Below are 12,687 nucleotides of genomic sequence, written 5' to 3'. Positions count from 1 at the left end.
CAGAGGGGTCAGAGATAGGACGGCCCGGTCACACGGTGCCGGAAGACCCACCACAGCCACGCCTGCACGGCGACCAGCAGCGGGGTGATCACCAGCACCACGGGCACGAGCGGCGCGAGGGTCGCCCGGTCGGGTCCGCCGGGCCGGGATCGTCCCCGTCCGTCCGGCCATCGGTCGGGCCGACGCCGCCGCCCGTCCGGTCGTCCGTACGGTCGTCACGTACGGCGCGTTCGTCATGGCCGAGTCCTGACTCCACGGGACCGAGCCGGGCATGGCGCCAGAGCAGCCGCGCGTTGACGACGGCCAGCAGGACGAAGAGCGTGGTGAAGGCGATCAGCGAGGTGCGCATCGCGGTGGGTGACAGCTCCGATACCGCGTCCCGCGTCCGCAGCACCCCGTACACCACCCAGGGCTGCCGGCCCGCCTCCCGGAAGACCCAGCCGCTGATCATCGCGAGATAGGGCAGCGGTACGGACGCCATCAGCACCAGATGCCGGAGCCGGAAGCGGAAGACCACTTTCCGGAAGCAGCCGAGCACCGCACCGGCCACGCAGAGGTACATCATCAGCGCGAGGGCGATCAGCATCACCAACGCGCCGCCGCGCGTCCACGCCGCCGAGGGCACATAGTCACCTGGCCCGAACCGCGCCACCAAGTCCGTCTGGAGCCGGGCGATTTCGGCTGTCTTCTGCTGGAACACGGCCGACTTCATGGGTTGCGGCTCGGCGAGCGACGCCAGACGATCGTCTCGACGGCGAGCGAGGCGCCGAGGACATTGCCCACGCCGTGGGTCAGCCCGCTCCAGCTCAGTCCGAACTGGAACTCCATCACAATGCCGGTGACGATCCCGACCGCGTAGTTGATGACGTACAACTGACCCCAGAAACGCACAATCCGCGCGTGCACCGGATGCCCGCCGCACGCGGCCCGCGTCTGGACAGGCGCGGCCGGGTGCCTCAGCCGGTGTGGTGCACCGGCTGAGGCACCCGGAGTGAGCGACCGCGGGCGCAACCGCGAGGACCCGGACGGTTCGCGGCCCGTGACGGGTTACGCGACGTCTGAGGCGTTTCGCGGCGCCCGACGGGCTTCGCGGCGCCCGAGGGGTTCGGCCGGCTCAGAGCAGGTCGGTGTACTGGTTCCAGCCGCCGTTGCCGATCTTCACCCGGGCCTTCAGGGGCGCGGACGCCTTGCCGGTGCCCGCGTAGAAGTACAGCTCACCCGCCGAGTTCGAGGCCAGCAGGTCGGCGACGCCGTCGCCGTTGAGGTCACCCGGGGCCGCGATGTTCTTGTACTGGCTCCAGCCCGCGCCGCCGACCTGTGCCTTCGCACCGAACGGTGAACCGGCCTTGCCGGTACCCGCGTACAGATACAGGCCGCTGGAGCTGCGCGCGAGGAGATCGGCGCGACCGTCGCCGGTGAAGTCACCCGCGCCGACGATCTTGTTGAACTGCGACCAGCCGCTGCCACCGATCTGGACGCGGCCCTTCAACGACATGCCCGTACCGCTGCCCGCGTAGAAGTAGAGGGCGGTGGAACTGCGGGCAAGCAGGTCGCTCTTGCCGTCGCCGTTGAGATCCCCGGGGCCGATGACCAGGTTGTACGACTTGGAGCCGCCCGCGATCTCGGGGTCGGACGAGGCATAGGAGCCGGCGTTGTACAGATGACCGTCGTAGACGCCGTGCTCGATCAGGTCCGAACTGCCGTTCGCGCGCAGTGACACCGCGTGGGTCAGCCGCGTCAGCGAGCGGTCCCAGCCGTCACCGATCAGATACTTCGAGGTGAGCCGGCCGGTGCCGGTGGTGCCGTAGTAGTAGAGCGTGCCGCCGGAGGTACGGGCGAAGACGCCGGCCTTGCCGAAGTGCGGCCGATTGCCCGTGCCCGCGAACTGGGTCACCAAACCCCAGCCCGTGCCGATCTGCTCCCGGGCGCCGAACGTGCCGTCGCCGTTGCCCTCGTAGAAGTAGAGGGTGCCGTCGTACGAGCGGGCCACCAGGTCGGGGGTGCCGTTCCCGCTGTAGTCCGTGCCGCCGACCAACTGGTTGTACTGGTTCCAGCCGGCGCCGCCGATCTGGATCCGGTCCTTGAACGGGTAGCCGGTGGCGCTGCCGTTGCCGGGGTAGACATAGAGCCCGGTGGCGTTGCGCGCGACGAGATCGGCCAGGCCGTCGCCGTTGACATCGTCCACGCCGACCAACTGGTCGAACTGGCTCCAGCCGGCGCCGCCCACCTGGATCCCGGCCTTGAACCCCTTGCCGGTGCCGGGGAAGAGGAACAGCCCCGACGAGCCGCGGGCCAGCAGGTCCGGCGCGCCGTCACCGGTCAGATCGCCGGGGACGACCAGTTTGTCGTACGCCTGCCAGCCGGTGCTGAGCGTGGTGTACGAGGTCATCCCGCCGTAGAGGGTGGAGTTCGCGCCGCTGTGCAGCCGCAGGGAGCCGGTGGGCGTCACGGTGAGCAGGTCGGCCTTGCCGTCGCCGGTGAGGTCGCCTGGCAGCAGCAGATCCTTGACCTGGGAGTCGTCCGCGGAGATCACGGCCGCGCCGTCGGAACCCCAGTCGGCCCAGACCTCGCCGTAGTCGGTGCGGTACATCAGATCGCCGTAGCCGTCACCGTCCATGTCAGCGCGCTGCGCGGGGGTGTCCGCCGCGGCCCGGCCGGCGGCGAGACGGCGGTCCTGGCCCTTGGCGGTGTCCGCGGTGTCGCGGCCCGGGATGCTGAAGGTGGGGCGGGTGGACTGCGGAACGGGGAGGGTGACGGCTCCGTGCGGTCCGGCGTCCGGCGTATCGGCCGCCGACGCCGTGGTGACCATCAGCGATCCGCTCACCAGCAGCCCGGCGCAGCCGAGCACGGCCGAGCGGGCGATCCTGCGGGGCCACTCGGCCCCGGGTCTTGCGTGGATGGACATGCTGCCTCCAGTGAGGTGTGAAGAAGCCCGGGGATCAGCGGCGGCACACGCCGGACACGGCGGTGCGCGGGTCGCGGGGCGTCATGTGGTGTCGCACCACTGGAGTCGTCGTTGGAGCGCCGTCGGCGCGTGGCACGACGGGAACTGCCCGCACGTGAAAGAACTGCCCCCCCACGGTGATGGAACTCCCCCCACAGTGATGACGCCCTCCCCAGGTCGTGAAGTAGGTGTATCCGTCTAGGGGTTCTGTCGGCAAGTCAGTTGTGAAGTCCCGGTGGATTTTTTGTTAACGAAGGTGGTGAAACGGGTGAATCGCCATGTGGGGCCGGGGTCCGGGCGGTGGTCTCGGCGGGCCCGGTCGCGTGATTGACGGATGAGGCGTGTGGTGCGCTTGACAGTAAAATCGAACATCCATTCTCATGGATGACTGCCGGTGCCTCCCGGAACCGGCCGGCGATGTGGTGCGGTGGGGGTGTCCGGAGAGCTTGGCCGACGGAGTTTTCCACAGGTCCGGGAGGGCGTCGGGACGCGTTGTCAGTGGCAGGGGATAGCGTCTTTGACGTGAAGCGATCGACTCAAGCAAATCGGGTGGAACCCATGGCAGGAACCGACCGCGAGAAGGCGCTCGACGCCGCTCTCGCACAAATTGAACGGCAATTCGGGAAGGGCGCGGTGATGCGCCTCGGTGAGCGGCCGAACGAACCCATCGAGGTCATCCCCACCGGGTCGACCGCGCTCGACGTCGCGCTCGGCGTCGGCGGCCTGCCGCGTGGCCGCGTGGTGGAGGTGTACGGGCCCGAGTCCTCCGGAAAGACGACCCTGACGCTGCACGCGGTGGCGAACGCGCAGCGGGCCGGCGGCGCGGTGGCCTTCGTGGACGCCGAGCACGCCCTCGACCCCGAGTACGCGAAGAAGCTCGGCGTCGACATCGACAATCTGATCCTGTCCCAGCCGGACAACGGCGAGCAGGCGCTCGAAATCGTGGACATGCTGGTCCGCTCCGGCGCGCTCGACCTCATCGTCATCGACTCCGTCGCCGCTCTGGTGCCGCGCGCGGAGATCGAGGGCGAGATGGGCGACTCGCACGTCGGTCTCCAGGCACGGCTGATGAGCCAGGCCCTCCGGAAGATCACCAGTGCGCTCAACCAGTCCAAGACCACCGCGATCTTCATCAACCAGCTCCGCGAGAAGATCGGCGTGATGTTCGGTTCGCCGGAGACCACGACGGGTGGCCGCGCGCTCAAGTTCTACGCCTCGGTGCGGCTCGACATCCGTCGTATCGAGACCCTGAAGGACGGCACCGACGCCGTCGGCAACCGCACCCGCGTCAAGGTCGTCAAGAACAAGGTCGCGCCGCCCTTCAAGCAGGCGGAGTTCGACATCCTCTACGGCCAGGGCATCAGCCGCGAGGGCGGTCTGATCGACATGGGCGTGGAGCACGGCTTCGTACGGAAGGCAGGCGCCTGGTACACGTACGAGGGCGACCAGCTCGGCCAGGGCAAGGAGAACGCGCGCAACTTCCTCAAGGACAACCCCGATCTCGCCAATGAGATCGAGAAGAAGATCCTGGAGAAGCTGGGCGTCGGTGTGCGGCCGGACGCGGCGACGGCCGAGCCCGCGGCGGACGCGGCGGGCGCTCCGGCGCCCGCGGAGGACCCGGCCAAGTCCGTGCCCGCTCCCGCCTCCAAAGCCAAGTCGGCCAAGGCGGCCACGGCCAAGAGTTAGTTCGTCCCATGCCTTATGAGAAGCGGTGGCGGACGGAAAGGCCGGGCGACAGCTCCGACCCGTCGAGGGCCGGGCAGGAGCTGTCGCCCCAGGATCCGGCGGAGCGGGCGCGGGCGATCTGTCTGCGCCTGCTCACCGGAACCCCTCGTACCCGCAAACAGCTGGCGGACGCGCTGGCCAAGCGGGAGATCCCCGAGGACGTGGCGCGGGAGGTGCTCTCCCGCTTCGAGGACGTGGGGCTGATCGACGACGCGGCGTTCGCGGACGCCTGGGTGGAGTCCCGGCATCACGGCCGGGGCCTGGCCCGGCGTGCGCTCGCCCGTGAGCTGCGTACGAAAGGGGTGGACGCCACCCTGATCGACGAGGCGGTCGGGCAGTTGGACTCCGACCAGGAGGAGGCGACCGCCCGAGAGTTGGTCGCCCGCAAGCTCCGCGCCACCCGCGGGATGGAACGCGACAGAAGGCTGCGCAGGCTCGCGGGCATGCTGGCTCGCAAGGGCTATCCGGAGGGCATGGCGCTCCGGGTGGTCCGCCAAGCGCTGGAGGAGGAGGGGGAGGACACCGAGGGACTGGACGAGGGCCTCTACTAGTCGGCTTTAGACGCCTACGCCGCGTCCGCGTCTTCCGTGTTGGCCTGCGCCGCGACAACCGGCAGGCCCTCGGCCTTCCACGCCTGGAATCCGCCGACGAGGTCGGTCGCGCGGTGCAGCCCCAGCTGCCGCAGGGACACCGCCGCGAGACTCGACGCGTACCCCTCGTTACAGATCACCACCACCCGCAGATCGTGGCTCGTGGCCTCCCGCGCGCGATGGCTGCCCTGGGGGTCGAGCCGCCACTCCAGCTCATTGCGCTCGACGACCAGCGCACCCGGGATCAGCCCATCGCGCTCGCGCAGCGCCGCGTACCGGATGTCCACCAGCAGCGCGCCATCCGCGGCGGCCTCGGCCGCTTCCCTCGGTTCTATTCGGTCCAGGTCCTCACGGACCCGTTCCAGCAGCTCATCGATTCCCACCGGCTCGATCCCCGCCGACTCGACACCCGCGCCCTCGGATATGGCCTGGTCCGTCACTGCCACTCCTCGGGACGCTCGACCTGCTCAAGGCGGAGCACGGCGCCGGTTCGGCTGTAGCGCCGCATCAGCGGTAGCGGCGGATAGTAGGCGTGTACGGAGACGGCGTGCTCGGCACCGGACTCGTTCCGTACCTCATGCACATGGTGCCTGCCGAACGCCCGGCCCTCCCCGGCCGTCAACTGCCGCTCGCGGTCGACGCCTTCGGCCAGTTCCAGGGTCTTCCACCCCTCGGTGGGCAGCCGGGCCGCGAGCGAGTCCTCCTTGAGGGTGCCCGACGCGGTGGCGAACGCGCCGTGCGAGCCGCCATGGTCGTGCCAGCCGGTTCCCGTACCGGGCGGCCAGCCGATCAGCCATGCCTCGCTGCCCGCGGGACCGTTGAGCCGGATCCACGTACGGCCCTCCGGGTCCAGCGGGAGCGAGGAGACCAGATCGGTGTCGGCCGCGCTCCTGCGGACGAAGTCGAGCAACTCGGCGGGGGTGGGCCCGGCGGCCGGGGGCGTCGCGGCGGCGCGACCGGCGGCGGTGCCGGTGCCGGATGCGGAGGTACGTACGGGTAGAGACATGGTGACCGTCCTGAGATGTTCGCGAAGAGGTGCCGCCGCGACGCCGCGCGACAAGCGTGTGAAGAGAGAGGGCGAATCAGCAGGACGGGCGACACACGCAGCCCGCGTAGCGGAGCAAGTCCATATGGACTCTCCGCCACAGGCGCACATCGGTGTCGGTCACGTTCCGGAGTACACCATGCGAGCCCGCGGCGGTCAATCGATGTTCGCAGTGTGGTCAGGGGGCGTCCGCGCGCACCTCCGACGGGGCGGAAGGACTGCCTCCGCGCGCCGCGTCCGCCGCGGAGTAGAGGTCGGCGGGGCGTACTCCACTGAAGGCCGCCACCAGATGGCCGTCCGGCCGCACCAGCAGCACGCTGTGCGCGGAGGCCCCCGGGTAGGCCTCCGTGACCAGCAGCTCGGCCCGTACCGGCAGGGCGGTCACCGCCGCGGCCAGCCGTGGCATCACGCCCGCCGTCAGCCAGTGCCGCCGGTCCCACACCCCGGTGCCGGGCGCGACCAGCACCACCAGATGCAGGCCACGGCCGAGCCGGTCCATGAGCCGTACGGTCGTACCGTCGGGCGCGGTCACCCGTACGTCCTCGACGGGGGCGCCGGGGGGCGTACCGACAGCCGTCTGCGCCTCGGCGCGCGGAGGCGCGAGGGGGGAGTGCGGATAGGCGGGCGGTGCCCCCAGTGGTCCGTGCCCCAGATGCCCGTCGGCGAGCAGGGTGTCATGCCCGCGCGTGGCGCCCGGCATATACGTACGCAGCCCGCCGCCGCCCCGCAGTATCGGCAGCGACTGATCGGCCGCGCGCAGCCGGGCGGCGACTGCCGTGCGCCGCTCCGCCTGATAGCTGTCCAGCAGGGTCTCCGACGCCCCGTGGTGCCAGTCCTCGGCGATCTTCCAGGCGAGGTTGCTGACGTCCCGCAGCCCTTCGTCGAGCCCCTGGGTGCCCACCGCGCCCAGCAGATGGGCCGCGTCCCCGGCGAGGAAGGCCCGTCCGGCGCGCCAGCGCCTGGCCAGCCGGTGGTGCAGGGTGTAGACGCCCGTGTCGAGCAGTTCGTACGGCGGTGTCTCGCCGCACCAGCCGGCCAGGGTGTCCCGTAACCGCGCCACCAGCGCGTCGGGCGTGACCAAGTCGCCCCGGGAGGGCAGCAGCCAGTCGAGCCGCCACACACCGTCCGCCAGCGGCCTGGCGGACACCTCCTCCCCCCCGCCGGACCAGGGCGGTTGCCGGTGCAGCAGTGCCTCGCCCGGCCAGGGCAGTTCGGCGCGGAGCGCGGCGACGGCGTGCCGCTCCACCGCCGTACGCCCGGGAAAGCGGATGCCGAGCAGTTTGCGGACCGTGGACCTGGCGCCGTCGCACCCCACCAGATGGCTGCCGCGCCACCAGGTCGCCCCGGGACCCTGGGCGTGCACGGTGACTCCGCGGTCGTCCTGCTCCAGTGAGTCGAGCCGGTTGCCGGTGACCACGCGCACCAGCTCCTGGCCGGCGAGGGCGCTCCGCAGCCCGCGCGCGAGGGCGTGCTGGGGGATGTGCAGGGGCGCGGGGGCGCCGTTCTCGCCGAGCGGCAGCTCCCGCATCAGCTGCTTGCGCCGCATCAGACGCCAGCCGACCCAGTGCGTGCCCTCATCACCGAGGGTGGTGCAGCCCAGCCGGGCCAGCAGAGCGGCGGTGTCGGGCCGCAGTATCGCGGTACGGGCCGGACGCGGCTCGTCCGTACCGGTCCCCTCGTCCAGGAGGACGGAGGGGACGCCCTGCGCGGCGAGGGCCAGAGAGAGCGCGAGACCGACGGGGCCCGCGCCGGCGACGATCACCGGGTCCACGGCGCGACCCCTCCGGCCCGTGCGGTCATACGGTCAAGGGCGGTAGGAGCCCGGTGCGTGATCACAGAACGTATGCAACCTACTGGGGGTGCCCGCGTCAAGCGACGGGCTGGGCGGCGCGTACCCTCCTGTCCCGCCCGCCTCAGAAGGAACCCCCGTCAGCTGGAACCCGCCTCAGAGGGAGGCGTTGCCGCCGTCCATGGTGTGCCCCGGGCCGTAGGCATGATGCGGCTCTCCGGCTCCGAGAACCGCGCCGGTGCTCTTCTTGCCCCGGCGCAGCCGCTTCTCCAGCCAACCGGCGAAGGTGGTGAGGACGAAGTTGAGCACGATGAAGATGAGCGCGATGACGGTGAGCGTGGCGATGGTGTTGGCGCCGTAGTTCGCGGTGATCGCGCGGTTCTGCGCGAGCAGCTCGGACAGCCCCAGGATCGCGCCGCCCAGCGCGGTGTCCTTGACGATCACCACGAGTTGACTGACCAGGGCCGGCAGCATCGCGGTCACGGCCTGCGGCAGCAGGACGTACGACATGGTCTGGCCCTTGCGCATCCCGATCGCCTTCGCGGCGTCGGTCTGGCCGCTCGGCAGCGTGAGGATGCCGGCCCGGACGATCTCGGCGATGACCGAGGCGTTGTAGAGCACCAGGCCCGTCACCACCGCGTACAGCGGCCTGATGTCCGAGGAGACGTCGCTGAACTGCACGTACAGCGCGCTGGCGAACACCATCATGATCAGGACCGGGATGGCACGGAAGAACTCCACGACCACGCCGACCGGAACCCGTATCCACGCGTGGTCGGAGAGCCTGCCGATGCCGAGCAGCGCGCCGAACGGCAGGGCTATCACGATGGAGAGGGCCGCGGACTTGAGGGTCTCCCCGAGTCCGGGCAGCAGATAGGTCGTCCAGACCGCGGAGTCCGTGACGAACGGGCTCCACTTCTCGGACGCGAGCTGTTCCTTCTCGGCCATGGTGGCCAGTACCCACCACGCGGCGAGCGCGAAGAGCACCAGGAACACGATCGTGTAGAGGACGTTGCGCCGCTTGGCGCGTGAACCTGGGGTGTCGTACAGGACGGACGTGTCACTCATCGCTTCACCGCCACGCGCTTGCTGACCCAGCCCAGAATCAGGCCGGTCGGGAGAGTGAGAACGATGAAGCCGAAAGCGATCACCGCGAAGACGGCGAAGAGCGCGCTGGTCTCGTTCTCGATCATGGTCTTCATCAGTGCCGAGGCTTCCGCGACCCCGATGGCCGCGGCGACCGTCGTGTTCTTCGTCAGCGCGATCAGTACGTTGGCCAGCGGCGCCACCACGGAGCGGAACGCCTGGGGCAGCACGATCAGCGTCAGCACCTGGAAGAAGCTCAGCCCCAGCGCGCGGGCGGCCTCCGCCTGCCCGACGGGCACGGTGTTGATGCCGGAGCGGAGGGACTCGCAGACGAAGGTGCCGGTGTAGGCGACCAGGCCCAGTACGGCCAGCCGGAAGCCGATGGACTTGAAGTCCCCGCCGCCGAGCGTGATCTGGAGCGTCTGGCCGAGCCCCAGCGAACAGCCGACGAGAACGACGGTCAGCGGGGTGTTACGGACGATATTGACGTATGCGGTACCGAAGGTACGCATGAGTGGTACGGGACTGACACGCATCCCGGCCAGCAGCGTTCCCCATATCAGGGAACCCACCGCGGAATAGAGGGTGAGCTGCACCGTCACCCAGAAGGCGCCGAGCAGGTCGTACTGCCCGGAATCAAGAAAGTCGAACACGATGCCCCGCGCTCTCCCCTGGTTTGCTGGTCGGTACGCGCCGCCGGCCCGGCCGGCGGCGCGTCACTGCTTCTCTCAGCTCGTCGCGTCGATCTTCGGGGCGGGCTCGTTCTTGTAGTTGGCCGGACCGAAGTTGGCGGTCACGGCCTTCTGCCAGGAACCGTCCGAGACCATCTTGGTCAGCGCGTCGTTGATCTTCTTCTGGAGCTCGGTGTCGCCCTTCTTGAGGCCGATGCCGTAGGGCTCGTCGCTGAGCTTGAGGCCCGCGAGCTTGAACTTGCCCTGGTGCTCCTGCTGCGAGGCATAGCCCGCGAGGATGGAGTCGTCCGTGGTCAGGGCGTCAACGGCCTTGTTCTCCAGGCCGGTCAGGCACTCGGAGTAGCCGCCGAACTCCTGGAGGTCCGCCTTCGGCGCGAGCTTGTCCGCGATGTTCTGCGCCGAGGTGGAGCCGGTGACCGAACAGAGCTTCTTGGAGTTCAGGTCCTCGGCCTTGGTGATGGAGGAGTCGTCCGCGCGGACCAGCAGGTCCTGGTGGGCGAGGAAGTACGGGCCGGCGAAGTCGACCTTCTTCTTGCGCTCGTCGTTGATCGTGTAGCTGGCGGCGACGAACTTCACGTCTCCGTTGGAGATCAGGTTCTCGCGCTCGGCGCTGGGAGCCTGCTTCCACTCGATGTCCTTGGCGTCGAAGCCCAGTTCCTTGGCGACATAGGTCGCGACATCGACGTCGAAGCCCGCGAACGTACCATCGGGCTTCTTCAGACCGAGGCCCGGCTGGTCGAACTTGATACCGATGGTGATCTTGCCGCCGCCGTCACCGCCGGCGCTGTCACCGCTGTCGCCGCCGCAGGCGGTCGCGGTCAGGGAGAGGACGACAACGGCGGCGGCCGCGGCGCTTGCCTTGCGAAGCTTCATGCGTGAACTTCCCTCGGGTGAGACGTGAACGAACCGGTTCCACCGCACTCGGCGGAACCGTAAGAAGAGCAGTGATGAGCCATGTGAACGGTCCGGTGAGAGATCTCTGTGAGAGATCCGTGTCCAGAGCGTCGATCAGTGATGCAGGATCTTCGACAGGAAGTCCTTGGCGCGGTCGCTGCGTGGGTTGCTGAAGAACTCGTCCGGCGTGGCCTGTTCGATGATCCGGCCGTCCGCCATGAAGACAACCCGGTTCGCCGCGGAGCGCGCGAAACCCATCTCATGGGTGACGACGACCATCGTCATTCCGTCGCGCGCCAACTGCTGCATGACCTCAAGTACTTCATTGATCATCTCGGGGTCGAGCGCGGAGGTCGGCTCGTCGAAGAGCATGACCTTCGGGCCCATCGCCAGCGCCCGCGCGATGGCTACACGCTGCTGCTGGCCACCCGAGAGCTGGGCCGGGTACTTGTCGGCCTGTGAGCCGACGCCCACGCGGTCCAGCAGCGCGCGTGCCTTCTCCTCGGCGTTCGCCTTGTCCGTCTTGCGGACCTTGATCTGGCCCAGCGTGACGTTCTCCAGCACCGTCTTGTGCGCGAAGAGGTTGAACGACTGGAAGACCATGCCGACATCGGCGCGCAGCCGGGCGAGCTCCCTGCCCTCCTCCGGCAGCGGCTTGCCGTCGATCGTGATCGCGCCCGAATCGATCGTCTCCAGGCGGTTGATGGTGCGGCACAGTGTGGACTTGCCGGACCCGGAGGGCCCGATGACGACCACGACCTCGCCACGGGCGATGGTCAGGTCGATGTCCTGGAGCACATGCAGCGCGCCGAAGTGCTTGTTCACGTTGCTCAGTACGACCAGGTCGCCCGTCGCAGGCACGGCGTCCTCGGCGCCCTTGGTCACTGACACTCCGCTCATCGGCTTTTTGCTCCGTCCTCCTCGGTTGGGAGGACCTTAGTCACGCACTGCGATCAGCGTCATTACATCTGAGCGGAAATTGAGCATAACGATCCGGCCGCAACCGGACACTCCGTGTGAAGAGGACGGTGGAGGGAGTACCGGGTGGGTAACGGAAACCTTGGCGTAACGGGAAGACCCTTGACTGACCGTGCGCGATCGGCGTGGATGCCTGGTACGTACTAACAGCGCATGAACACGGCGCGACGAGATCAGCGCGACCGACGTCGCGACCCGAACCGAACCGAGACCGTGAAGGGGGCCCGTGAGACTGCTGCTCGTGGAGGACGACGACCATGTGGCCGCCGCCCTGTCGGCCGTGCTCGCCAAACATGGATTCCAGGTCGTACATGCCCGCAGCGGTGAGGAGGCGCTCCAGGCCGTGCTGCCCGCCGCCAATGTGGGCAAGGTGCCCTTCTCGGTCGTCCTGCTCGACCTCGGACTGCCCGACCAGGACGGCTACCAGGTCTGCGGCAAGATCCGCAGGATCACCTCGACCCCGGTGATCATGGTGACCGCGCGGGCCGATGTCCGCTCCCGCATCCATGGCCTCAACCTCGGCGCCGACGACTACGTGGTCAAGCCGTACGACACCGGCGAACTGCTCGCCCGTATCCATGCCGTCAGCCGGCGCACCGTCAGCGGGGACGAGCCGGCCCCGGTCCCCGGGGGCGCCCAGCGGCTCGGGCGCCTCAGCCTCGAACTGCCCACCCGGCGCGTGAGCGTGGACGGCACGGCCGTCCAGCTGACCCGCAAGGAGTTCGATCTGCTGGCCCTGCTCGCCCAGCGCCCCGGTGTGGTGTTCGGCCGCGAGCAGATCATCAGCGAGGTCTGGCGCACCAGTTGGGAAGGTACGGGCCGCACGCTGGAGGTCCATGTGGCCTCCCTGCGCGGCAAGCTCGGCATGCCGGCGCTGATCGAGACGGTCCGGGGCGTCGGCTACCGCCTGGTCGTCCCCGGCGCACACCAGGGGCCGTAACGCC

The 12,687-nt window shown here is 69.2% G+C and carries 13 protein-coding genes and 1 pseudogene; 3 read left to right on the top strand and 11 right to left on the bottom strand.

The features are described 5' to 3' along the window. Positions 1-88 precede the first annotated feature (88 nt). The 3 genes from AB0M67_RS32610 to AB0M67_RS32600 all read right to left on the bottom strand — a co-directional run bounded on the left by AB0M67_RS32610 (position 89) and on the right by AB0M67_RS32600 (position 2,905). Positions 89-712 carry a cytochrome ubiquinol oxidase subunit I gene (locus tag AB0M67_RS32610; RefSeq protein WP_365751166.1) on the bottom strand — a complete coding sequence of 208 codons (624 nt, stop codon included), beginning with the start codon at positions 710-712 and terminating at the stop codon, positions 89-91. Then, positions 709-891 carry a cytochrome ubiquinol oxidase subunit I gene (locus tag AB0M67_RS32605; protein WP_365751165.1) on the bottom strand — a complete coding sequence of 61 codons (183 nt, stop codon included), beginning with the start codon at positions 889-891 and terminating at the stop codon, positions 709-711. Before AB0M67_RS32605 ends, AB0M67_RS32610 begins: the two co-directional genes overlap by 4 nt. Before the next feature lie 223 nt (positions 892-1,114). Beyond that, positions 1,115-2,905 carry a VCBS repeat-containing protein gene (locus AB0M67_RS32600; RefSeq protein ID WP_365751164.1) on the bottom strand — a complete coding sequence of 597 codons (1,791 nt, stop codon included), beginning with the start codon at positions 2,903-2,905 and terminating at the stop codon, positions 1,115-1,117. 597 nt (positions 2,906-3,502) lie between these two features. On the opposite strand from AB0M67_RS32600, the gene recA reads away from it, so the two are divergent. Together recA and recX are read left to right on the top strand one after the other, a co-directional pair. Continuing rightward, complete coding sequence (gene recA, locus AB0M67_RS32595) at positions 3,503-4,630, top strand: recombinase RecA (protein WP_365751163.1); 1,128 nt, start codon at positions 3,503-3,505, stop codon at positions 4,628-4,630. Continuing rightward, a pseudogene (gene recX, locus AB0M67_RS32590) lies at positions 4,537-5,220 on the top strand (recombination regulator RecX); the annotation flags it as partial. The gene recA and the pseudogene recX, both read left to right, overlap by 94 nt. 14 nt (positions 5,221-5,234) lie before the next feature. Here the strand turns inward: recX and AB0M67_RS32585 are convergent. The 8 genes from AB0M67_RS32585 to AB0M67_RS32550 form a co-directional block, all read right to left on the bottom strand. Beyond that, on the bottom strand, positions 5,235-5,699 hold the full coding sequence (locus AB0M67_RS32585) for a rhodanese-like domain-containing protein (protein WP_365751162.1): 465 nt from the start codon (positions 5,697-5,699) through the stop codon (positions 5,235-5,237). Then, the gene (locus AB0M67_RS32580; protein ID WP_365751161.1) at positions 5,696-6,265 is read right to left on the bottom strand and encodes a cysteine dioxygenase; all 570 of its coding nucleotides are present in this window, start codon (positions 6,263-6,265) and stop codon (positions 5,696-5,698) included. Before AB0M67_RS32580 ends, AB0M67_RS32585 begins: the two co-directional genes overlap by 4 nt. Before the next feature lie 76 nt (positions 6,266-6,341). Further along, entirely contained in the window at positions 6,342-6,413 is a 72-nt protein-coding gene (locus AB0M67_RS32575) for a putative leader peptide (RefSeq protein WP_310851512.1), read from the bottom strand. A gap of 69 nt (positions 6,414-6,482) precedes the next feature. Beyond that, positions 6,483-8,075 carry an FAD-dependent monooxygenase gene (locus tag AB0M67_RS32570; protein WP_365751160.1) on the bottom strand — a complete coding sequence of 531 codons (1,593 nt, stop codon included), beginning with the start codon at positions 8,073-8,075 and terminating at the stop codon, positions 6,483-6,485. Between the two features lie 174 nt (positions 8,076-8,249). Further along, positions 8,250-9,161 carry an amino acid ABC transporter permease gene (locus AB0M67_RS32565; RefSeq protein ID WP_365751159.1) on the bottom strand — a complete coding sequence of 304 codons (912 nt, stop codon included), beginning with the start codon at positions 9,159-9,161 and terminating at the stop codon, positions 8,250-8,252. Beyond that, entirely contained in the window at positions 9,158-9,832 is a 675-nt protein-coding gene (locus tag AB0M67_RS32560) for an amino acid ABC transporter permease (protein WP_365751158.1), read from the bottom strand. The genes AB0M67_RS32565 and AB0M67_RS32560 overlap by 4 nt, the downstream gene beginning before the upstream one ends. 75 nt (positions 9,833-9,907) lie before the next feature. After that, positions 9,908-10,744 (bottom strand): glutamate ABC transporter substrate-binding protein, encoded by an 837-nt coding sequence (locus AB0M67_RS32555; protein ID WP_365751157.1) that lies wholly within the window; start codon positions 10,742-10,744, stop codon positions 9,908-9,910. 135 nt (positions 10,745-10,879) lie between these two features. Further along, on the bottom strand, positions 10,880-11,665 hold the full coding sequence (locus tag AB0M67_RS32550; RefSeq protein ID WP_365751156.1) for an amino acid ABC transporter ATP-binding protein: 786 nt from the start codon (positions 11,663-11,665) through the stop codon (positions 10,880-10,882). A gap of 304 nt (positions 11,666-11,969) precedes the next feature. Between AB0M67_RS32550 and AB0M67_RS32545 the strand changes: the two genes are divergently transcribed. Further along, a complete protein-coding gene (locus AB0M67_RS32545; protein WP_365751155.1) occupies positions 11,970-12,683 on the top strand; it encodes a response regulator transcription factor in 714 nt (237 codons plus the stop codon). Positions 12,684-12,687 lie beyond the last annotated feature (4 nt).

This window comes from Streptomyces sp. NPDC051662, assembly GCF_040681655.1.
Classification (GTDB): domain Bacteria; phylum Actinomycetota; class Actinomycetes; order Streptomycetales; family Streptomycetaceae; genus Streptomyces.
The sequence above is the reverse complement of the archived record's forward strand: the minus strand, read 5'-3'. Positions and strand labels throughout refer to the sequence as shown.

Excerpts from the sequence above, each read along its gene's own strand:
- AB0M67_RS32610 (WP_365751166.1), bottom strand. The coding sequence starts at position 712 with ATGAAGTCGGCCGTGTTCCAGCAGAAGACAGCCGAAATCGCCCGGCTC.
- AB0M67_RS32600 (WP_365751164.1), bottom strand. The coding sequence starts at position 2,905 with ATGTCCATCCACGCAAGACCCGGGGCCGAGTGGCCCCGCAGGATCGCC.
- recA (WP_365751163.1), top strand. The coding sequence starts at position 3,503 with ATGGCAGGAACCGACCGCGAGAAGGCGCTCGACGCCGCTCTCGCACAA.
- AB0M67_RS32580 (WP_365751161.1), bottom strand. The coding sequence starts at position 6,265 with ATGTCTCTACCCGTACGTACCTCCGCATCCGGCACCGGCACCGCCGCC.
- AB0M67_RS32565 (WP_365751159.1), bottom strand. The coding sequence starts at position 9,161 with ATGAGTGACACGTCCGTCCTGTACGACACCCCAGGTTCACGCGCCAAG.
- AB0M67_RS32555 (WP_365751157.1), bottom strand. The coding sequence starts at position 10,744 with ATGAAGCTTCGCAAGGCAAGCGCCGCGGCCGCCGCCGTTGTCGTCCTC.
- AB0M67_RS32550 (WP_365751156.1), bottom strand. The coding sequence starts at position 11,665 with ATGAGCGGAGTGTCAGTGACCAAGGGCGCCGAGGACGCCGTGCCTGCG.